The organism is Streptomyces sp. NBC_01390, assembly GCF_045040105.1.
Classification (GTDB): domain Bacteria; phylum Actinomycetota; class Actinomycetes; order Streptomycetales; family Streptomycetaceae; genus Streptomyces.
In genome coordinates this window covers 4,718,803-4,736,974 of sequence record NZ_CP109551.1, presented here as the reverse complement: position 1 = coordinate 4,736,974, position 18,172 = coordinate 4,718,803, and the positions used below count along the sequence as shown (strand labels likewise).

Sequence of the window (18,172 nt, the reverse complement as noted above, 5' to 3'; positions counted from 1 at the left end):
CACCGGCCCACCGCGCCCCACCCCCACCCCTACCGCGCCGCAACCGCCCCGTCGTACACATTCCCCGGCGTAACAACCCCGGTAACCGCCCGCGCCAACAGCGTGGACGGCTCCTGGCCCCCGCTCGTGATGTCCGTGTTGATCATGATGACCAGGGTGGCCTTCTGCGACGGCAGATAGACCGTCACCGTCTCGTAGCCCGGGATGGAGCCGTTGTGGCCGATCCAGCCGTTGGCGTTGAAGATGCCGAGGCCGTAGCTGAGGCCGGGGTGGCCGGTCGGCAGGGTCTTGAGGCGTTCGGCCTGGGTCTGGGGGGTGAGCAGAGTCCCGGTGGCGACGATGGGTGCCCAGCGGCGCAGGTCGTGCAGGTTGGAGATCATCGCGCCGGCCGCCCAGGCCCAACTCGGGTTCCAGTCCGTGGCGTCGGCGACCGCGCCGGTCAGCGTCTGGTTCGTGTAGCCGCGCGGATGCGGCTCGGGGAACTCGGCGCCCTGCGGGAACAGCGTGTCGTGCAGCCGAGCCGGGTGCAGCACCCGCGCGTCGATGAAGTCTGCGAGCCGCTGACCGCTGACCTTCTCGATCACCAGGCCGAGGAGGATGAGGTTGGAGTTGGAGTACTGGAACTGCGTCCCGGGCGCGAAGGTGTTCGGGTGCCGGAAGCCGTACGCGAGGACTTCCCGCGGGGTGAAGGAGCGCTGCGGGTCGCTCAGCAGGTCATGGGCGAAGTCCGGGTCGGCGCTGTAGGGGAACAGGCCGCTGCGCATCTCGGCCAGGTGGCGCAGGGTGATCCGGTGACCGTTCGGTACGCCGTGGACGTAGCGGGAGATGGGGTCGTCCAGGCGGATCCGGTGGTCGTCGACGAGTTCGAGCAGCGCGGTGACCGTGAAGGTCTTGGTCTCGCTGCCGATCCGTACGTAGGAGTCGGCGGTCATCGGCCGGCGGGTGGCGGTGTCGGCGACTCCGGTCGCGCGGACGTAGCTGCCCTTGCCGGGCATCCACAGGCCGACGACGACACCGGGGATGTCGGCCTGGCGTCGGACGTCCTCGATCGCCTTGTCCAGGCGGGCGGTCACCTCGGGGCCGAGACCGCCCGGCGGGCAGTCGTCCAGGTGGTGCCGGGTGTGCAGGTCGTGGCGGTCGTGGTCGTCGGCCCTCGCGGACTGGACGGCCGCGGCGGGAGCCGCTGCCGTCGGGATCAGGGCTGCGCAGGCCGCGAACAGGGTCGCGGCGAGCATCCGGCGGTGGGGGGTACGTCGCATCTGGGGGTGCCTCTTCCGGTCACGGGCTCGGGTTCGGGATCGGGTCCGGGCTTGGGCTCGGACGGCAACATCACCATCGGTGACCCGTCGCGAAGGGCCCCTCGTGATCGCGTACCGGCGAGTCCACTCGTTCGGCACGTTCGGCACGTTCGGTACTCGCACTGGATCGTGAAGACGCGGGCGGGCGGGTGCCCCGAATGGCTCGTCGATGCGACACGTGCCGGGGCAGGGCCTTCACTGAGAAGCATGTCCTGCCTTGATCACGCGCCCGCTTGGCGCCTTCGCTCCGCTGCGATACTGGGCCTGATCGCGGCCCTGACCTGCGGCGGCTGTACTGGTACGGGTACCGATACGGGTGCCGACACCTCCGCCACCGTCCGTAGGGCGGCCGCGCGCACGTCGCCGCTGCCCACCGCCCCGCCGGCCCAGCCGCCGCCGAGGATCACCCGGGCCCAGGTCGACGCCGCGGTGGAACGGCTCGACGGCGTCGTACGGGACGTCATGCGCAGGACCGGTGTGCCGGGGGTCGCCGTCGGTGTGGTCCATGACGACAAGGTGCTGTACCTGAAGGGCTTCGGGGAGCGAAAGGCCGGCTCGAAGGGCCGGGTCGGGCCCGACACCGTCTTCCAGCTCGCCTCGGTCTCCAAGCCGGTGGCGTCGACGGTGGTCGCCGCCACCGTGGGTGACAAGACCGTCGGCTGGGACGACCCGGTGGTCAAGCACAGTCCCGGCTTCGCCCTCAAGGATCCCTGGGTCACCGGCCACGTCACGCTCGCCGACCTGTTCTCGCACCGCAGCGGGCTGCCCGACCACGCCGGGGACATCCTTGAGGACCTCGGCTACGACCGCTCGTACATCCTCGAACATCTGCGGTACGAACCCCTGGATCCGTTCCGGGCCAGCTACGCGTACACCAACTTCGGGCTGACCGAGGCCGCGGAGGCCGTCGCGCGGGCGGCGGGCACCAGCTGGGAGAAGCTGTCCGCCGACAAGCTGTACCGGCCGCTCGGCATGGACTCCACCAGCTCGTCCTTCGCCGACTACGAGAAGGCCGCGAACAAGGCCGTCACCCATGTGAAGCAGGGCGGCACCTGGCGGGCCGAGTTCGTACGGGACGCGGACGCGCAGAGCCCGGCGGGCGGGGCCAGTTCCACCGTCCGGGACATGACGAAGTGGCTGCGACTGCAGCTCGGCAACGGGGAGTTCGAGGGACGGCAGGTCGTCGACGGCGCCGCCCTGGACACGACCCACCTGCCGCACATCGTCTCTGGGCCACCGCACACGCCGGCGGGCAGGGCCGGGTTCTACGGGCTTGGCTGGAACGTCGGTTACGACGACGAGGGCCGGCTGAAGCTGGGCCACTCCGGGGCCTTCGCGATGGGCGCGGCCACCAACGTGACGCTGCTGCCCCTGGAGAACCTCGGCATCGTCGTCCTCACCAACGGCGAGCCCATCGGCGTACCGGAGGCTATCGCCACCACGTTCCTCGACATCGCGGAGACGGGCGAGCCCACTGTCGACTGGCTGACGTTCCTCGGCCCGATCATCAAACAGGCGGCTGCGGGCGAGCGTTCCGAGACCGACTACAGCAAGCCTCCGGGCCGGCCCGCATCGGCCCGGGCGAACGGGGCCTACACCGGAACGTACGCCAACGACTTCTACGGGCCGATGAGCGTGAGCGCCCAGGGCGACGACCTCGTGATGCAACTGGGGCCGAAGAAGCAGAAGTTCACCCTGCGGCACTACGACGGCGACACCTTCAGCTACGCCACCACGGGCGAGAACGCCGTCGGCCTGTCCGGAGTGACCTTCACCGTCGGGGCCGACAAACGCGCCGACAAGGTCCGGGTCGAGAACCTCGACACGAGCGGCCTCGGCACCTTCACCCGGCGATAGCCGGCGACCGAGGGGGTACGGCTATGGGGTGATGGCACCGTTCACCGCCATGTCGAAGCGGCCCTGGGTCTTGCCGTTGACCTTGAGGTGCTTGAGCCAGCGCTTCGACAGGTCGTGCAGGTGGATGTGCTGCCCCTCCCAGGGCATCGAGTGGCCGGCGCACTTCGCCGTGACCAGGATCTTGTGAGCCCCCGTGATGGCGTCATAGAGCGCGGGGACGTGGAAGTCGAGCGGGGAACCGGGGACGGGCGGTGTTGTGTTGGCGGTCGTGTCGTTCTCGCCGTGAATGATCAGCACGGGCACGCTTCCGCCCAGGACGCCATCCTGGCCCGCGGTGTCCTTGTTCCAGCCCCCCGACACGAAGTTCCGGTACCGGTTGGCTCCCGCCGGCTTGCCGTTCGGCTGCAGCTTGCCCCAGGTGCGGCCGATCGGGTCGTTTTCCATGAGGGCTTCCCAAACGAAGTCGAGGATGCCGGGTTCACGCTGGCTCGTACAGGTCACCGGCACCTCTTTGGCCCAGGCACTGTCGAAGCCGGCGTACGTGAAGACGTGGGTGGGGAAGCCGGACACCGGCAGCGGCGGAGGGACGGCGAGACCGGCGGGCGGGAAGATCGGCGCGAGCAGGAACAGGCTCTCCACCTTCCCCGGATTCTTGATCGCGTACGGTCCCATCGCGAACGCGGCCGCCGACCAGCCGATGAACGCGACCTTGTAGACGTTGCGCAGGCTCCGGATGTAGTCGACCACCGTGCCCAACTCGTCTTGGTCGGTCTGGGAGTTGCTCAGTACGTAGGGGTAGGTCGCGGTGCGCGCGGGCGGGTACGCAAGCGGGGGAGAGATATCGGCCTGCTGCTTGGGATTGACGTTGCACGGGTCCTCCATGCGGGGGCGCGGCGACCGGCCCGAGCCCTGGAGGTCCATCATGAAGACGTCGTACCCGTCCTGGGCGAGCGCCTGGGCCCAGCTGTACGTGGTGTGCTGGAAGTCGTAGCCGGCCAGCACCGGCACGCTTCTGCCGTGCAGCATGAGGACGACCTTGCGGTTCGCGGGGGGACCGGAGGAGCCGTCGCGTTCGCGTACGAAGAGCTCGACCAGTTCGTCCTTGTTGGCGTCCAAGGTCGACTTGTGCTTGACCCAGTGGTCCTTCGCTTCGACGAACATGAGGGATCCTTCCGTTGGCTCGGGCAACGGGTCGGGTGGGCGGTAGCCGTTGTGGAGAGCGTCTGTCGCTCGGATCTCACTGGCGATGGGTGTGCCTACGCGTATGGGTGTGCGTGTGCGTCTACCGGTGAACGGGCTTACGGCTGCCGCTGTTCACAGACGGGACGCTCGGCTCCAGGAAGGTTCTGCACAGCTCTCTCCCACTTTGCACCCGCACCGCGGATATCGCATCCGTACGGAGGACGCGTGAGGCAAAGGCGAGGGCGACCGGGACCGGGCCAACAGCCGCTGCTCTTACCCCCGGCGGCTACCTTGTCCGCCATGACGAGCACACCCGGGAGCGACCGGTCGCCCCGCATCTCCGACCAGCTCCACTCCCTCACCGGCAAGGTCGTCGTGATAACCGGCGCGGCCCGAGGTCAAGGTGCCGCCGAGGCACGGGCGTTGGCCCGAGCCGGAGCCACGGTGATCGCAACCGACGTACACCCGGACGGAGTTGAGGACTGCCGGAAGCTGGACGTCTCCGACGAGGCCGACTGGGCGGCTCTGGCCGCCGAACTCCGTGAGACGTACGGGCACATCCACGGGCTGGTCAACAACGCCGGTGTCATCCAGCGGGACCGGCTCGGCACGGTCCGCCCGGAGGACTTCGCCTACGTGCAGTCGGTGAACACCACCGGGCCGCTGCTCGGCATCCAGCACCTCACGCCCCTGATGCCGCCGGGTTCGTCGATCGTGAACGTCGGATCCTCCGCCGCGCTCACCGCGTACTACCCGGTGGCGTACACGGCCAGCAAGTGGGCACTGCGCGGGGTGTCGAAGATCGCGGCAACGGAGTTGGGGCCGCGAGGCATCCGGGTCAACACGGTGCACCCGGGCTACATCGAGACGGAGATGACCGCGGCCGCCACCCCGGAGTTCCGAGAGGCGATGTTCCGTGAGACACCACTCGGCCGCAGCGGCACCGTCGACGACATAGCCCCCCTCGTCGTCTTCCTCCTCTCCGACGCGTCCTCCTTCATCACCGGCACGGAGATCCCCGTGGACGGCGGCCTCACCGCGCACGGCGGGGTCAAGTCCATCTCCGACGCGATGAGATCGTAGGCGTCAACCGTGTCGAAGGCGCCGGCCGGGGAAAGGGGGGCCTCTGCGGCAGCAGGGCAGGTCGGCCCCCACGCGCAGAGAAATCGGGGACTTCGCGGCCGATCAGGATGGGGGCGTACGCGGCCCCGGCGACCCCCGGGCGGGGCTCTGGGCACAGTTCGCGACCCCCTGGTCGGCAGCCTCCGGGTAGGCGCTCAGTCACCCGCCCAGCCCCTCGGTAAAGAGCCTCTGACCTGGTGTTTTCTATGAACTCGCCTACGCTGGGGGTGTTCTGCGGGGCACCAGTGGGAGGGGACATCGTGAGTGAGGAATTCGCCGAGTACGACGCCAGCCACATCCAGCTACTGGAGGGGTGGGAGGCCGTCCGGAAGCGGCCCGGCATGTACATCGGCTCGTCGGGTGAGCGTGGGCTGCTCAACATGGTGTTCGAGGTCGCCGACCGGGCGGTGAACGAGTTGCTGGCAGGCCGTGCCAGCTCCGTCGAGGTCACTCTCACGCCCGACGGCGGCGTGCGTGTCGCCGATGACGGGCCAGAAACACCAATCGACGAGGCGGGAGGCACTGGTGGTCCCGAACTCGAGGCCCTGCTGACCCAGATACAAGCAGCAACAGGACCCAGCGGCCGCCATGACGTGGCGCTCAGCCCCTTCGGTGTGGGGCCCTTCGTCGTCAACGCCCTGTCGCGCCGGATGACGGCCGAGGTGCGGCGCGAGGGTGTCCGCTGGGTTCAGGAGTATGCGCGCGGCGTGGCCGTCACCGAGCTCAGTGAGGCGGGTACAGCAACCGGCAGCGGGACGACCATCGCCTTCTGGCCCGACACCGACATCTTCGAAACTGGCGAATTCTCGTTCGACGCACTGGCGGCGCGCTTCAGGGAACTGGCCTTTCTGAACCGGGCGTTGGACATCTCGCTCATCGACCGGCGTCGGCCGGACGAGTCCCGGTCGGCCCGGTTCCGGTTCCCGGGCGGTGCCCGGGACTTCGTCGCCTTCCTCGACACCGGGACAGCGGCGCCTGTCCTCACGGAGACCATCGCCTTCGAGCTTGAGGACCCGAGGATGGCGGGAACGGTGGAGGTGGCCCTGCGTTGGTGTGACTCTCATGAGGAGCGGCTCCGTAGCTTCGCCAACAGCCGGCCCACTGCCGGGGGCACGCACGAACTGGGTTTCCGCGACGGGGTGGTGGCGGCGGTCAACGCGTACGCGCGTGAGCGGCTGCTGACAGATACGGAACCCGGGCTCGACGCCGATCGGATCGGCGAGGGACTGACAGCCGTCGTGTCGGTGAAGCTGGACCATCCCGAATTCGAAGGCTCCACCCGCGGCGTATTGGGCAACCCACAGGTACGGACCTGCGTGGGGCAAGCAGTCCAGGAACACTTCGGTACGTGGCTGGAGGAGCACCCGGAACAGGCCTCGGCCCTCGTCGGTCGAATGCAGGGCACCCGCCGACACTGAGCGAGCGGACCACCCGCGCCGCTGACCGGCGATGATTGACGCGTGCGGGCTGGACAGTGGCGTTCGGCGGGTTCTCGGGGGTGGGGCATTGACGGAGGTCAGGTCAGGCAAGCAGGGCGCGTTCAACGTGAACAGGGTCGGCATGGAGTGCCGGCCGGTCCCGTTGAGCTTCAGCGTGCGCGAAGTCGAGGGGCTGTGGCGGGTGAGCTGCGGCGCGGCCCAGGCGGGCGAGCTGGCCGACCTGCTCGTGTCCGTGGCGAACGACGCGGTCGCGGTGGTGTCGTTGGAGACCAACTCCTACCTGGACGAGGACTGGCATCCGCTGCGGCCCTCGCTGATCGCGGCCGACCTCGGCGTGCCGTGCACGGTCCACCCCCTCGGATCCTGGGCGGCCGGCACGAACGGACTCGCGGAGGAGGTTTTGGTGCTGGACCGCGACCTCCTGCCCCGTCTCCTCGACGGCACGTGGTCGCCGTACGAGCTGACGCTGATCGACGTGCCCGCCGACGTGACCCCGGAGCAGCTCGACGAGCTCGCCCTCGTGCTCGGCACGACCGGCATTGACGAGCCGCTCCTGAGTCGCCTGGGAGACTCCCGGGTCTGGTTCTCGGGCCACGACGACCGCTACGTGTTGTTGGAGACCCGCGACCCCGCCCTGCCGGCCGCGGTCCTGGCACGGCTGCTGACCTTGCTGGCCGGCTCCGCCCTCGCTGAACTCACCGAACATGCCGAACTCGCCGAGGAGCCTCTGTCGCGCGTTCCCGAGCCCGGACCCTGGCTGCCCGAGCAGCTGATCGCCACCGCACCTCATTGGATCGGGGCCCTGGGCGACGTCACCAAGGATCTGGTCACCGTCAGGCTGGCTGCCCTGCCGGGCCCGTGGCGGCTGGGAGTCTCGTTCCCGGAGCGGGCCGACCTCACCGCGACGCTCGACGTACGCCACGACACCTGGCGGATCTCGCCCGCCGAATAGCGCGAGGAGTCCTCCCGGGCGAGGGTGCCGGGTGTCAGACGCTGATGCCTGGTGCTCTGGGGCCCCCGAGGCATTTTCCGTGTGGCCACGGCCCAGCGGAACCGGGTGGCGTCCCTGCGTTCGACTTACCGTTCGAGGCGGGCATTCGGGTGATTCTGTGCGATCAAAGATTTTAGGCTATTTAGTATCTTGTTCCGTGACAGACGGGAAGGGCCGGCGGCGACCGGTCGACCACGTGACCGGTGTGATCGTCCTTGGGGCCGGACCCGCCGGCCTGGTGCTCGGCAACATCCTGGTGGACCAGGGGGTCGACTGCGTCGTCCTGGAACGGGCCGAGCGCGCGTACGTGGAGACGCGGGCGCGTGCCGGGTTCCTGGCCGCGGGCACCGTGCGGATCCTGGAGCGGCACGGCCTCGCCGAGGGGCTGCGCCGGCGCGGGCAGCCCCACAGCACCTGTGAGTTCCGTACCGAGGACGGCCGTTTCCGGCTGGACTACAGCGGGCTCGGACAGGGGGAACAGCACACCGTCTACCCCCAACAGGAGCTGGTGACCGACCTGTTGGCGCGGTTCCTGGAACGCGGCGGACAGATCCGGTTCGGCACCGAGGCCACCGCCGTACGCGGCGCCGACAGCGAGCGGCCCGAGGTGGCCGTGCGTGAGGCCGACGGGCGGCCCGGCCTGTGGCGGGCGCGGTACGTGGCCGGCTGCGACGGGCGGCACGGCGCCGCCCGGCGTTCACTGTCGGCCGGCACGGTCCGCCACCACCGCGATCACGGCGTCACCTGGCTCGGTCTGCTCGCCGAGGCGCCGCCCAGTCTGGACGCCGTCGGCTACGCGGTCCACGCGCGCGGGTTCGCCGGGCACATGGCCCGCACCAGCGAGGTCACCCGCTACTACCTGCAGTGCGAGCGCGGGACCCAGGCCGAGGACTGGTCCGAGGACCGGATCTGGGACGAGCTGGAGCTGCGGATGCGGGCGCGGGAGTACGGCCCGCTGCGCCGCGGGCGCGTCGTGCAGCGGGCCGTCGTGGACCTGGAGTCCGACGTGCTCGAACCACTGCGCCACGGCGCGCTGTTCCTCGCGGGCGACGCCGCCGGTCTGATCAGCCCGTCCGCCGCGAAGGGCGCCAATCTCGCGGTCCTGGAAGCGTCGCTCCTGGCCCGCGCCCTGATCGACGACCTCACCGCCGGGAACCCCGAGGGCCTCGACGCCTACTCGGCGCGGTGTCTGGCCCACATCTGGCGGGCGCAGGAGTTCTCGCACTGGATGATCGGGCTGCTGCACGGCCCCTCCGGCGCGGACGGCGAGTCGCTGTTCCACAACTCCCTGCGCCGCTCCCGTCTCACCTCGCTGCGCACCTCGCGCAGCCACCAGGACTGGTTCGCCGAGCACTACGTCGGCGTGTAACCCACGGCCGGCCCAGCACCCACAAGCTCAGCCCCCTCCCACGGACACGCCAACAAGCCCCGCACCCGCGTACATGTGCGATGCGTGCACATGTACGCGTATACGCACGTCCATCGGAGCGCACACGCCGGCGCAAATCCACCGGCGCACAACACCGGCGTGCATCCACATGCGTATCTCCCCGTCTCCCCATGCGTACATCCGTACGCGTGCGTCCGAACCCCGGAATGAGGATCTCCCCGTAATGATCACGGCATTGGCGGGCGACACGTCCCGCCTGCGCGAGACGGTCGACTTCGTCAAGGAACAGGACACCGCCACGCTGCTCCGGCTGGTGCTTCCCGGGCTCGACGGCCCGGAGTTGCGGAGCCTGGTGGAGCGCTGCGCGTTCTCGCACGCGGCGCTGCTCGTCTTCCCGCCCGACCAGGCGGCGCTGGACGCCACGCTCGCCGACTGCGGGCTTGTCGCGGACGCGCCGCAGCGGCCGAGCGTCGTCGTGCGCGAGCGTCTCGCCGTACGGCACAAGCGGAGTGCGGCGGAGCTCGACATCGGCGTGCTGCGCCCAGCGGTGGAGTGCGCGGACGGGGTACGGCGCATGGTCGAGCTGTTCGCGCTGACCGTGCCGCCCGGGTCGGACCTCGAAACGGTCGCCGCGCACGAGCGGGAGCGACAGCACGAGGCTCATGTCGCCTTCGAGGTCGAGGCACCGGACCCGTTGGTGCTGCGCGGCCTGTGCGCGGCCTTCGCACGGTACGGAGCCACCCCCGACGGCGGCGGCTACAACCCGCACGAGGACGGCACGGTGTTCTACTTCGCCGCGCCGGCCGAGGCCAAGGCCGGCTACCGTCGAGTGGAGCTGTACGTCCCCGGCGACCACCGTGACCTCCTCGACGCCCACCTCGACGAGCACCGTGGGCGCCGGCCCGCCGAGACCCTGCTGCGGATGCTCACCGGGGCGTGGACGACACAGGCCCTGGCCGCGTTCGTACGGCTGGAGGTGGCCGACGCGATGGACGAGACGCGGGGCGTCGACGTGGCCGAACTGGCCCGGGACATCGGTGCCTTCGCGCCGAACCTGGCCACCCTGCTGCGCTACCTCACCATGCTCGGCGTGGTGACCGAGGACCGCGACGGTTTCCGGCTCACGGACACCGGCGCTCTGCTGCGCGCGGACGCCGAGGGGTCGATGCGGTCGCTGGCGCTGATGTACGGGGGGCCGTTCTACGAGTCCTTCGCCGGGCTCGGGCACACCGTGCGCACCGGACAGGTCGCCTTCGAGCAGCGCTTCGGCGAGAACCACTTCGACCACTTCGCCCGCGATCCCGAACTCGCCGAACTCTTCGACCAGTCGATGGCCGCCGGTTCCCGGATGTTCGACCCGCTGCCGACCCACCCCGTCCTCACCGGGGCGCCCGAAGGGGCCACCGTGGTCGACATCGCGGGCGGCAACGGCGAGTTGCTCGGCCGGATCCTCTCCGCGCACCCCCGTCTGCGCGGCCTCCTGCTGGAGCGCCCGCACACCGTCGAGACCGCCCGCCGGCTCCTCGGCGCGGCCGGTCACACGGCCCGGTGCACCTTCTCCGTGGGCGACTTCGCGGACGTACCCGCGGGCGGCGACGTCTACGTCCTGTCGCGCGTCCTGCACGACTGGGACGACGACCGCTGCCGCGAGATCCTGCGCCACTGCGCCCGTGCCATGTCCGACGACGCCGATCTGCTCGTTGTCGAACGCGTTCTGCCCGCCGACGGCTCGGCCTCGCTGGCCACGGCCTGGGACCTGCACATGATGTGCAACGTCGGCGGCCGGGAACGGCGTGCCGACCACTACGCCCAGCTGTTCGCCGAAGCGGGCCTCACCCTGGCGGGCCTGGCACCGCTGCCCCTGGACGGCAGCGTGCTGCACGTCCGCAAGGCCGCCCGGTGAACCCTGTCGTCACTAGTCACAGTCACACCACGCCCGCATTCGGAGCGCGGTGAGGGCGGTGTGGACCTCGTACGACCAGGGCCATCAAGGCCGCGACGAGGCAGATCGCGGCCAGTGCGGTCCAGACGACGTCGTACGTGCCGAACAGGTCGCGGGCGGTGGCGCCGAGGAAGGCCGAAGCGCCCGCCCCCACTTGGTGAGCGGCGTTGGTCCAGCCGAAGACGATGGGACCGTCCTCGCCGTAGCAGCGCTGGGTGAGCGCGATGACCGGCGGGACGGTCGCGACGTCGACGAGACCGTAGACGACGGCGAAAACCATCAAGGAAGGCCCGATGGTGGACGTGAGCACCATCGGCAGGGTCAACAGGGTGAGCGCGCGGACGGTGAAGTAGACGGCCAGCAGACGACGGGGCTCGAAGCGGTCGGTGAGCCAGCCGGAGACAACAGCGCCCAGGGAGGAGAAGACGCCGATCAGGGACAGCGCCGAGGCGGCGGCGGTCGCGTGCATACCGTGGTCGTGGGCGGCGGGCACCCAGTTGCTCCACGCCTACGAGGACTACGAGCAACGGGAGCCGGCCTTGTCCGCGCCGCTCGCCGAGGCGTTCGCCCGCATTCGCCCCGGCACCCGTGTCGCCTCCATCTGCACGGGCGCCTTCGTGCTCGCGTCCGCCGGGCTGCTCGACGGGCGGACCGCGACGACGCACTGGAGGTACGCCGACCAGTTCGCCCGGCTGCTCCCCAAGGTCGAGCTGGACGCGGGCGTGCTGTACACCGACGGCGGCGTGCTCACCTCGGCGGGGTGCGCCTCCGGGATCGACGCTGCTGCTCATCATCGCAAGGTGATCGCGGATGTGGTCGAGACTCTTGAGGTGTTCCACGTTGTCGTGGAGGGAGTCGGGGGTGTGGCCGGCGAACTCCGAGACGAGTCTGACAGCCGCGGCTCGGCTCTCCTCCAACTGTTGCTGCTGCGCGGCGACTTCCGCCTGTTTTCGGGCCAGCAGGAGGTGTCTCAGCACTCAGCTTGATCTTCGAGTTGATCTTCGAGCCGAGCACCGAGGCCTTCCCGCCTCGGCTTGGGAAGGCCTCAGGCACCGCACGAGCCGTAAGGGCCCGACCAGCTTCCTACCCGTCTACGCCCCTACCCGCCTACAGGTAAGGGCGGGTGATCAGCTCGATCGCATGGCCGCCGGGGTCCTTGAAGTACACGCCCCGGCCGCCGTGCTCGGTGTTGGTCTCGCCCGGGCGTCGCATCTGGGGGTCGGCCCAGTGCACGACGCCGTTGTCGCAGAGCCGCTGGTACGCGCGGTCGAACAGCTCCTCGTCGATCAGGAAGGCGTAGTGCTGCATCTGGATCTCCACCGGCGGCTCGGCGAACTGCAGCAACACCCCGTCGGGGAGCTGGATGTTGATGAACGGGCCCCAGGAAGGCGCTTCCGGCAGCTCCAGCAGTTCCCGGAAGAAGCGGGCCGACTCCTGGCGGTCCTTGGAGGCGATGATGGTGTGGTTGAACGCGACTGTCATTCGGCTGACCTCTGTACTTGTTCGGCACGAAAAGGGACTCGTGGTGCACAAGTACCGGGAGGTCCGCGTGCCGAATGGTCTGCCGAACCGAGCGGATGCCGATGCCGCATCCGCCGCGCGATCAGCTCTCCACCGGATAGCCAATCCGTGCGTGGCGCCGCAGCGCCGGTCCGGTGTTCATGTCGGGTGACGCTACCGAACGCCTGCCCAGCGCTCAACCCCTACCGAGGACCGACCGTCGGGTGAGACCTCCCCCGGACCTGCTCCCCGGCTGCCCCACCCGACCTCACCTGCCGTGCCCTCGTTCTCTCTACGCCCCGATACCGCTATACCGCGACCCGCCCGTGACACCCCTCGTAGGCCGACCCCGACCCGCACCAGCACTCGGCGCCCCGCTGCGGAGGCCACACCACGGCCAGCCCTCGGGCGGCCAGAGTGGTCGCGTACTGCGGCAACAACGCCACCTCCCCGGGAGAGGCCTGCTCCGACGCCGCGAACGCCTCGTACGAGGGCACCGTCCCGGTCACGATCCCCAGGTTCGCCGTGCCGGACGCCGCCAGCTCACGCAGGGACGCCTCTATCGTCGCGAGGTGCTCCTCATGGGAGAGGTACTCGTCTGCCAGGCCCGGATACGCGGCGACCAGCTCCGCCAGTTCCGCCGCCGGCCAGTGCAGTACCGCCACCGGGAACGGGCGGGACAGCGCCTCTCTGAACGCGCCCAGCTCGGCCCGCAGACGCGAGATCTCCGCCTCCAGCTCCGCCGGGTTGTCCGAGCCCAGGGACCAGACGCGCTTGGGGTCGTGGAGCTCGTCCAGCGACACCGACGACGAGTGGAGCGTGTCCGCGAGCCGGTCCCAGTCGTCGTGGGCCACGCCCAGCATCCGGCGGACGCGGTGACGGCCGTAGAGAAGGGGATGGGTCGAGTACGGGGGTTCCTGCGCGTCCGAGATCAGGAGGCGGGCCGCCTCCGTGAACGTCTCCTGGGCCGCCTCCAGCTCGTCGTGGGACTCCAGGGACTCCGCGATGATCACCCAGGGGGCCGGGTCGCGCGGGGCCTCGGCGCGGACGCCGTCGATGATCGCCCGGGCCTCGGCCTCGTGGCCGTACTCCCACAGGTTCGACGCCTTGAGGGCCCGTACGAGATGGGGGCTCTCCAGGGTGATCGGGGACTGGAGCAGACGGTCGTACAGGGCGGTCGCGGCGGGGCGGTCGCCGGCCAGTTCCAGGTGGGCCGAGGCCTGCACGAGCAGGTGTTCGGCGTCCTCGGGGTAGAGGCCGGCGGTCCGCTCCAGGCGGGCCGCTTCGGCGACGTGGTCGACGTTTTCCGGAGGCGTGTCGGGGCGCATGAGATCACCGTACTGCCGACGCCCGTCAAAGAAGAGGGGCGTCCATGAGAGTGGTCACCGGGGAGTCAGCGGGGAGGGGAGGCGACCCGGCCCGGCGACGCCTCCCCTCCCCGCTGACTCCTCACTGACTCCCCGGTTACGTCCGGGTCACTCCTCAGCGACCCAGAAGCGACTCAGATGGTCACCCCGTCCACCTGCAACGTCTGCACCGCGCCCGCCGCGAACGGCACCGCCACCGTCTTGCCGCTCAGGAACCTGTCCGAGCGGGCCGTGTAGAGGTCACCGCCGCCGCCCGTCACCGTGTTCCAGCGGGGGACCACTCCACCCGAACCACCGGTCACCGTGGTGAAGTTGCCGAGGTTGAAGGTCAGGGTCTGGGCCGAGGTGGAGGTGTTCAGAGCGACGATCACCAGGCGCTTCGCGCTCGCGTCGTACGCCGCCACCGCGTAGTCGACGCCCGTGTCGAGGATCGTCATGCCGGGGCGGATGTGGCGGCTGAACTGGGCCATCACGTAGTGCTTCGTCTGGACGGTCGTCGGCTGGAGCGTGTTCTCGTCGTAGGCGACCATCGCCCAGCCCGCCGTCGGGTCCATGACCTGCCAGTACACCCAGGCCGTGGGGTGCAGCCAGCGGAAGTCCAGGAGGAGGTTCGACGCCAGGGTCCGGCCGGTCCCGTCCTTGTCGCCCGTCTCCGAGTTCCACAGCTTCTTGCCGGACGTCGTCACCACGTCCGTGTAGAGGAGGTCGCGGCGGCCCCCGGAACCCTGGTAGCCGTGCACGTTGACCTGGTTGACCAGCGCCTTCGTCGACGAACCGAAGGCCGCCCAGGTCGAGCGGGCCACGTCGTAGTTGGTCTCGTCGGAGGCCGAGATCTTGATCCCGGTCAGGCCACGGGTGTCCAACTCGCTTCTCATGTACGGGAGTACGGCGGCCTGGACCGAGGCGTCCATGTGGCAGCCCTCCTGCGTACCGGTGGCCGTCCACCAGTTCGCCGAGGGCTCGTTGAACGGGTCCACCGTCGCGAAGTTCACGCCCCAGTTGTTCTTGGCGTACAGGGCCACGGCGGCCAGGTGGGAGGCGTGCTGGCGGTAGTTCCAGGTCTGGAGGTTGTTGCCGCCGCCCGCGGCGCCCGACGGGTTGTGGTTCGAACACATCCACCACATGGGCGAGTTGGCGAACAGCTCCGTCGTCGCCCCTCGCGACACCGCCTTCGTCAGCATCGCCCGCTGCTTCGCGTCCGCCGACCAGTTCCAGGCCGAGGACGTGGGGTCCTCGTTGTTCCAGTCCTGCCAGTAGCCCTCGATCTGCTTGTACGCCGGGATGTTCGCCGACGCCGTCATGGTCGTGCCGCCCACGCTGTTCCAGCTGGACGCGCCGAGGTTGTAGCGGGCGATGTTCAGGCCCAGACCGGGCAGCGAGGTCCCGTTGTACGTCACCGACTTGGTGGTGAAGAAGAGGTCCGCGAAGTCGTCCCGGGCGCCGAACACGTTCGCCCACCAGGCGAGCGAGGTGCCCCAGCCTTCCCAAGTCCCGTACTTCGTCGCCGGGTTGACCGTGATGGTCGCGTCGGCCCGCGCGGTGCCGGTCGCCAGAGCGCTGCCGAGGACAGTGCCCCCTGCCGCGGCCAGCAGAGATCTGCGTCGGATCATGGCTTCTCCTGTCCGGAAATGACCTGCCCCGTTCATGCCAGGGGAAGCATCAGGTGTGGTGGGTGGGGTTGTCGAGAGTTATGACAGCGCTTTCTAAAACCACTGGACGAAGGGGCTGCCAAAAAGCGGACGGACAGGGTCCGCGGCGGGGGAGGGGCAACCTGGTCAGGGGACAGACCTGGTTACTTGGCGAGGTCTGCCCTATCGTGCGGCCCGGCGTCCCCGTGAGCGGGCGGCGAAGGAGGCGTACGCATGCGGGCTCGGGCTCCTGTGATACGGCACCGGACACTCCGCCGGCGTGCCCTTCGTCGCCGTGCGCTGTGGAGCTGCGGCGAACTCCTCGTCACCGTCGGCACGGTCCTCGCCCTTCTCGTCGTCCACCAGCTGTGGTGGACCAACCGCCAGGCCGAGCAGGGCGCCCAGCGCGAGGTGCGAGCCCTGGAGAAGGAGTGGGGGAACCCCGCCGGTCCGGAGGATCCGGCGAACCCGGGAAGCGGCTCCGGGTCCGGGGCCGGCTCCGACAGCCGGGCCGAGACTTCCGCCACCGCCGGCCGGAACGGCACCCGCGTCACCAACTCCAGCTCGTCCAGCCCAAGTTGGTCGCAGGCGTACGCCATCCTCAGCATCCCCCGGCTCGGTCTGCGCGTCCCCGTCGCCGAGGGCGTCAGCAAGCCGGACGTCCTCAACAAGGGGTACGTCGGCCACTACCCCGGTACCCAGCAGCCGGGCCAGGCCGGGAACTTCGCCCTCGCCGGGCACCGCAACACCCACGGCGAACCCTTCCGGTACATCAACCGGCTGCGGCGCGGTGACGCCGTCCGGGTCGAGACGGCCGACGCGGTGTACTCGTACACCGTCGACCGGACACTTCCGCAGACCTCCGCCCGCGACGACGGCGTGATCAGGACCGTCCCCCGCTCCACCGTCAGGCCGGCCTACGGATACCGCACCCCCGGCCACTACCTCACGCTCACCACCTGCACCCCGGAGTACACGTCCCGTTACCGTCTGGTCGTCTGGGGCACGCTCACGTCGATGCGACCCCGCTGAGCCGAGCCGGTCATCCGGATCGGGCATCCTGTATAACGAACGAACGAGCGCACGAACGACAGATGCGAGAACAGCTGTGAGAGGGGGCGTGGGCATGATCCGGAGCTGGAGTCCGGTCCGGGTGAACCCGCGTACCGCCGCCGCGCTGTTCCTTCTCCTCATCGAGGTCGCGCTGCTCGACGCCGGCACCCTCTCCGCCGCCGTCGCCCTCGCGGCGACCGCCGCGGCCGGGTCCGCGTTCGCCGCCTGCTCGCTCATCGTCTCGCGCTGCGCCCCCGCCGCGCCGCCCACCCGGGTCCGTACGGCCATCCGCGACCGCGCCCGCCGTACGGCCTTCCTGCCGCAACGGGACCCCGACGCCCGTGGCCGCACCCGCCCCCGCGCCCCCGGACTCGCCCTCCGGACGACCACCGCGTAGGGCGCAGCATCGAGCGCAGTACCGACAGCTGACATCCCCGCGCGGGTCGTCATACCGAGCTACACCGATCTCCGCATCCACGGAATCTCCGGTACGACGAGACCCTCGGAGGGCTCACTCACCCATGTCCACGTTCCTGTCCGCCTTCGCGGACCTGGTCGGCCGTCTCGCCGACCTGCTCCAGCCCCTCTTCCACAACTCCTCGGCGGCCGTCGCGATCATCCTGTTCACGGCGTTCGTACGACTCCTCGTGCACCCGCTCTCCCGTGCGGCGGCGCGGGGCCAGAAGGCGCGTGCCGCGCTGCAGCCCAAGGTCGCCGAGCTGCGGAAACGGCACGCGAAGGACCCCAAGAAGATGCAGCAGGCCGTCATGGCACTGCATGCCGAGGAGAAGGTCTCACCACTGTCGGGATGCTTCCCGAGTCTGTTCCAGCTGCCCGCGTTCTTCCTGCTCTACCACCTCTTCTCCAACGCGGAGATCGGCGGCCGGACCAACAACCTCCTCACCCACAAGCTGTTCGCCGCGCCGCTAGGCGACCGCTGGGCAGACGCGCTCGGCGGGGACGGGATTTTCGGGGCCGCCGGGCTCGTCTACCTCGGTCTGTTCGTGCTCGTCGCCGCCGTGGCCACCTTCAACTACCGCCGCATGAAGCTGGTGATGGCGGCCAACCCGATGTCGGTCACCACCGGCGGTGGTGAGGCGGTGCCCGGGGTCGCGTCCGCCGCCAAGCTCGCGCCCTTCATGTCCTTCCTCACGCTCTTCTCCGTGGCCGTGATGCCCCTGGCCGCCGCGCTCTACATGGTGACCAGCACCACCTGGAGCGCGGTCGAGCGGGCGGTCCTCTACCGCTGGCAGCTCGCGCCGCAGGCCGGTGCACAGGCCGGTGCACAGGCCGATGCGCAGGCCGGTGGACTGTCCGGTTCGTCGCCCACCGCCCAGTCCAGTACGTGAACCGGGTATTGCGGACCGGACGGCCAGCTTGGACGATCGACCAGTCCTCCGATG

General features: G+C 69.8%; 14 protein-coding genes and 2 pseudogenes. 10 read left to right on the top strand and 6 right to left on the bottom strand.

Translation table 11 applies throughout. The features are described from left to right. Positions 1-29 precede the first annotated feature (29 nt). Positions 30-1,259 carry a serine hydrolase domain-containing protein gene (locus OG241_RS21105; RefSeq protein WP_405817084.1) on the bottom strand — a complete coding sequence of 410 codons (1,230 nt, stop codon included), beginning with the start codon at positions 1,257-1,259 and terminating at the stop codon, positions 30-32. Positions 1,260-1,505: 246 nt separating this feature from the next. Here OG241_RS21105 and OG241_RS21100 point away from each other — a divergent pair, with 246 nt between their 5' ends. Then, a complete protein-coding gene (locus tag OG241_RS21100) occupies positions 1,506-3,155 on the top strand; it encodes a serine hydrolase (RefSeq protein WP_405817083.1) in 1,650 nt (549 codons plus the stop codon). Between the two features lie 21 nt (positions 3,156-3,176). Here OG241_RS21100 and OG241_RS21095 read toward each other — a convergent pair whose 3' ends face one another. Then, the gene (locus tag OG241_RS21095) at positions 3,177-4,316 is read right to left on the bottom strand and encodes an alpha/beta fold hydrolase (RefSeq protein ID WP_405817082.1); all 1,140 of its coding nucleotides are present in this window, start codon (positions 4,314-4,316) and stop codon (positions 3,177-3,179) included. A gap of 321 nt (positions 4,317-4,637) precedes the next feature. Here OG241_RS21095 and OG241_RS21090 point away from each other — a divergent pair, with 321 nt between their 5' ends. The 5 genes from OG241_RS21090 to OG241_RS21070 all read left to right on the top strand — a co-directional run bounded on the left by OG241_RS21090 (position 4,638) and on the right by OG241_RS21070 (position 11,182). After that, complete coding sequence (locus OG241_RS21090) at positions 4,638-5,420, top strand: SDR family NAD(P)-dependent oxidoreductase (protein ID WP_405817081.1); 783 nt, start codon at positions 4,638-4,640, stop codon at positions 5,418-5,420. 299 nt (positions 5,421-5,719) lie between these two features. Then, positions 5,720-6,877, top strand: coding sequence for a DNA gyrase subunit B (locus tag OG241_RS21085; protein ID WP_405817080.1), 1,158 nt, complete (start codon positions 5,720-5,722; stop codon positions 6,875-6,877). A gap of 88 nt (positions 6,878-6,965) precedes the next feature. Then, complete coding sequence (locus tag OG241_RS21080; protein WP_405817079.1) at positions 6,966-7,850, top strand: hypothetical protein; 885 nt, start codon at positions 6,966-6,968, stop codon at positions 7,848-7,850. 244 nt (positions 7,851-8,094) lie between these two features. After that, positions 8,095-9,258: a 4-hydroxybenzoate 3-monooxygenase gene (locus tag OG241_RS21075; RefSeq protein WP_405826348.1), complete on the top strand. Its 1,164-nt coding sequence runs from the start codon at positions 8,095-8,097 to the stop codon at positions 9,256-9,258. Between the two features lie 244 nt (positions 9,259-9,502). Then, on the top strand, positions 9,503-11,182 hold the full coding sequence (locus tag OG241_RS21070) for a methyltransferase (RefSeq protein WP_405817078.1): 1,680 nt from the start codon (positions 9,503-9,505) through the stop codon (positions 11,180-11,182). A 22-nt stretch (positions 11,183-11,204) separates the two neighbouring features. On the opposite strand, the pseudogene OG241_RS21065 reads toward OG241_RS21070, so the two are convergent. Further along, positions 11,205-11,726 (bottom strand): annotated as a pseudogene (locus OG241_RS21065) (MFS transporter); the annotation flags it as partial. Here OG241_RS21065 and OG241_RS21060 point away from each other — a divergent pair. Further along, positions 11,719-12,012 (top strand): annotated as a pseudogene (locus OG241_RS21060) (DJ-1/PfpI family protein); the annotation flags it as partial. The pseudogenes OG241_RS21065 and OG241_RS21060 overlap by 8 nt on opposite strands. 316 nt (positions 12,013-12,328) lie before the next feature. Here OG241_RS21060 and OG241_RS21055 read toward each other — a convergent pair. The 3 genes from OG241_RS21055 to OG241_RS21045 form a co-directional block, all read right to left on the bottom strand. Further along, complete coding sequence (locus OG241_RS21055; RefSeq protein ID WP_405817077.1) at positions 12,329-12,703, bottom strand: VOC family protein; 375 nt, start codon at positions 12,701-12,703, stop codon at positions 12,329-12,331. Between the two features lie 326 nt (positions 12,704-13,029). Then, positions 13,030-14,049 (bottom strand): hypothetical protein, encoded by a 1,020-nt coding sequence (locus tag OG241_RS21050; RefSeq protein ID WP_405817076.1) that lies wholly within the window; start codon positions 14,047-14,049, stop codon positions 13,030-13,032. A gap of 173 nt (positions 14,050-14,222) precedes the next feature. Next, positions 14,223-15,698 (bottom strand): beta-1,6-galactanase, encoded by a 1,476-nt coding sequence (locus tag OG241_RS21045; RefSeq protein ID WP_405817075.1) that lies wholly within the window; start codon positions 15,696-15,698, stop codon positions 14,223-14,225. Positions 15,699-15,950: 252 nt separating this feature from the next. On the opposite strand from OG241_RS21045, the gene OG241_RS21040 reads away from it, so the two are divergent. From OG241_RS21040 to OG241_RS21030, 3 genes are all read left to right on the top strand, one after another. Continuing rightward, positions 15,951-16,748, top strand: a complete 798-nt coding sequence (locus tag OG241_RS21040; protein ID WP_405817074.1) for a class E sortase — start codon at positions 15,951-15,953, stop codon at positions 16,746-16,748. A gap of 94 nt (positions 16,749-16,842) precedes the next feature. Further along, positions 16,843-17,166 carry a DUF6412 domain-containing protein gene (locus tag OG241_RS21035; protein WP_044471562.1) on the top strand — a complete coding sequence of 108 codons (324 nt, stop codon included), beginning with the start codon at positions 16,843-16,845 and terminating at the stop codon, positions 17,164-17,166. A gap of 124 nt (positions 17,167-17,290) precedes the next feature. Next, complete coding sequence (locus tag OG241_RS21030; protein WP_405817073.1) at positions 17,291-18,118, top strand: YidC/Oxa1 family membrane protein insertase; 828 nt, start codon at positions 17,291-17,293, stop codon at positions 18,116-18,118. Positions 18,119-18,172 lie beyond the last annotated feature (54 nt).

Coding starts and splice junctions, on each gene's coding strand:
- OG241_RS21105 (WP_405817084.1), bottom strand. CDS start 1,259: ATGCGACGTACCCCCCACCGCCGGATGCTCGCCGCGACCCTGTTCGCG.
- OG241_RS21100 (WP_405817083.1), top strand. CDS start 1,506: ATGTCCTGCCTTGATCACGCGCCCGCTTGGCGCCTTCGCTCCGCTGCG.
- OG241_RS21095 (WP_405817082.1), bottom strand. CDS start 4,316: ATGTTCGTCGAAGCGAAGGACCACTGGGTCAAGCACAAGTCGACCTTG.
- OG241_RS21090 (WP_405817081.1), top strand. CDS start 4,638: ATGACGAGCACACCCGGGAGCGACCGGTCGCCCCGCATCTCCGACCAG.
- OG241_RS21070 (WP_405817078.1), top strand. CDS start 9,503: ATGATCACGGCATTGGCGGGCGACACGTCCCGCCTGCGCGAGACGGTC.
- OG241_RS21055 (WP_405817077.1), bottom strand. CDS start 12,703: ATGACAGTCGCGTTCAACCACACCATCATCGCCTCCAAGGACCGCCAG.
- OG241_RS21050 (WP_405817076.1), bottom strand. CDS start 14,049: ATGCGCCCCGACACGCCTCCGGAAAACGTCGACCACGTCGCCGAAGCG.
- OG241_RS21045 (WP_405817075.1), bottom strand. CDS start 15,698: ATGATCCGACGCAGATCTCTGCTGGCCGCGGCAGGGGGCACTGTCCTC.
- OG241_RS21040 (WP_405817074.1), top strand. CDS start 15,951: ATGCGGGCTCGGGCTCCTGTGATACGGCACCGGACACTCCGCCGGCGT.
- OG241_RS21035 (WP_044471562.1), top strand. CDS start 16,843: ATGATCCGGAGCTGGAGTCCGGTCCGGGTGAACCCGCGTACCGCCGCC.
- OG241_RS21030 (WP_405817073.1), top strand. CDS start 17,291: ATGTCCACGTTCCTGTCCGCCTTCGCGGACCTGGTCGGCCGTCTCGCC.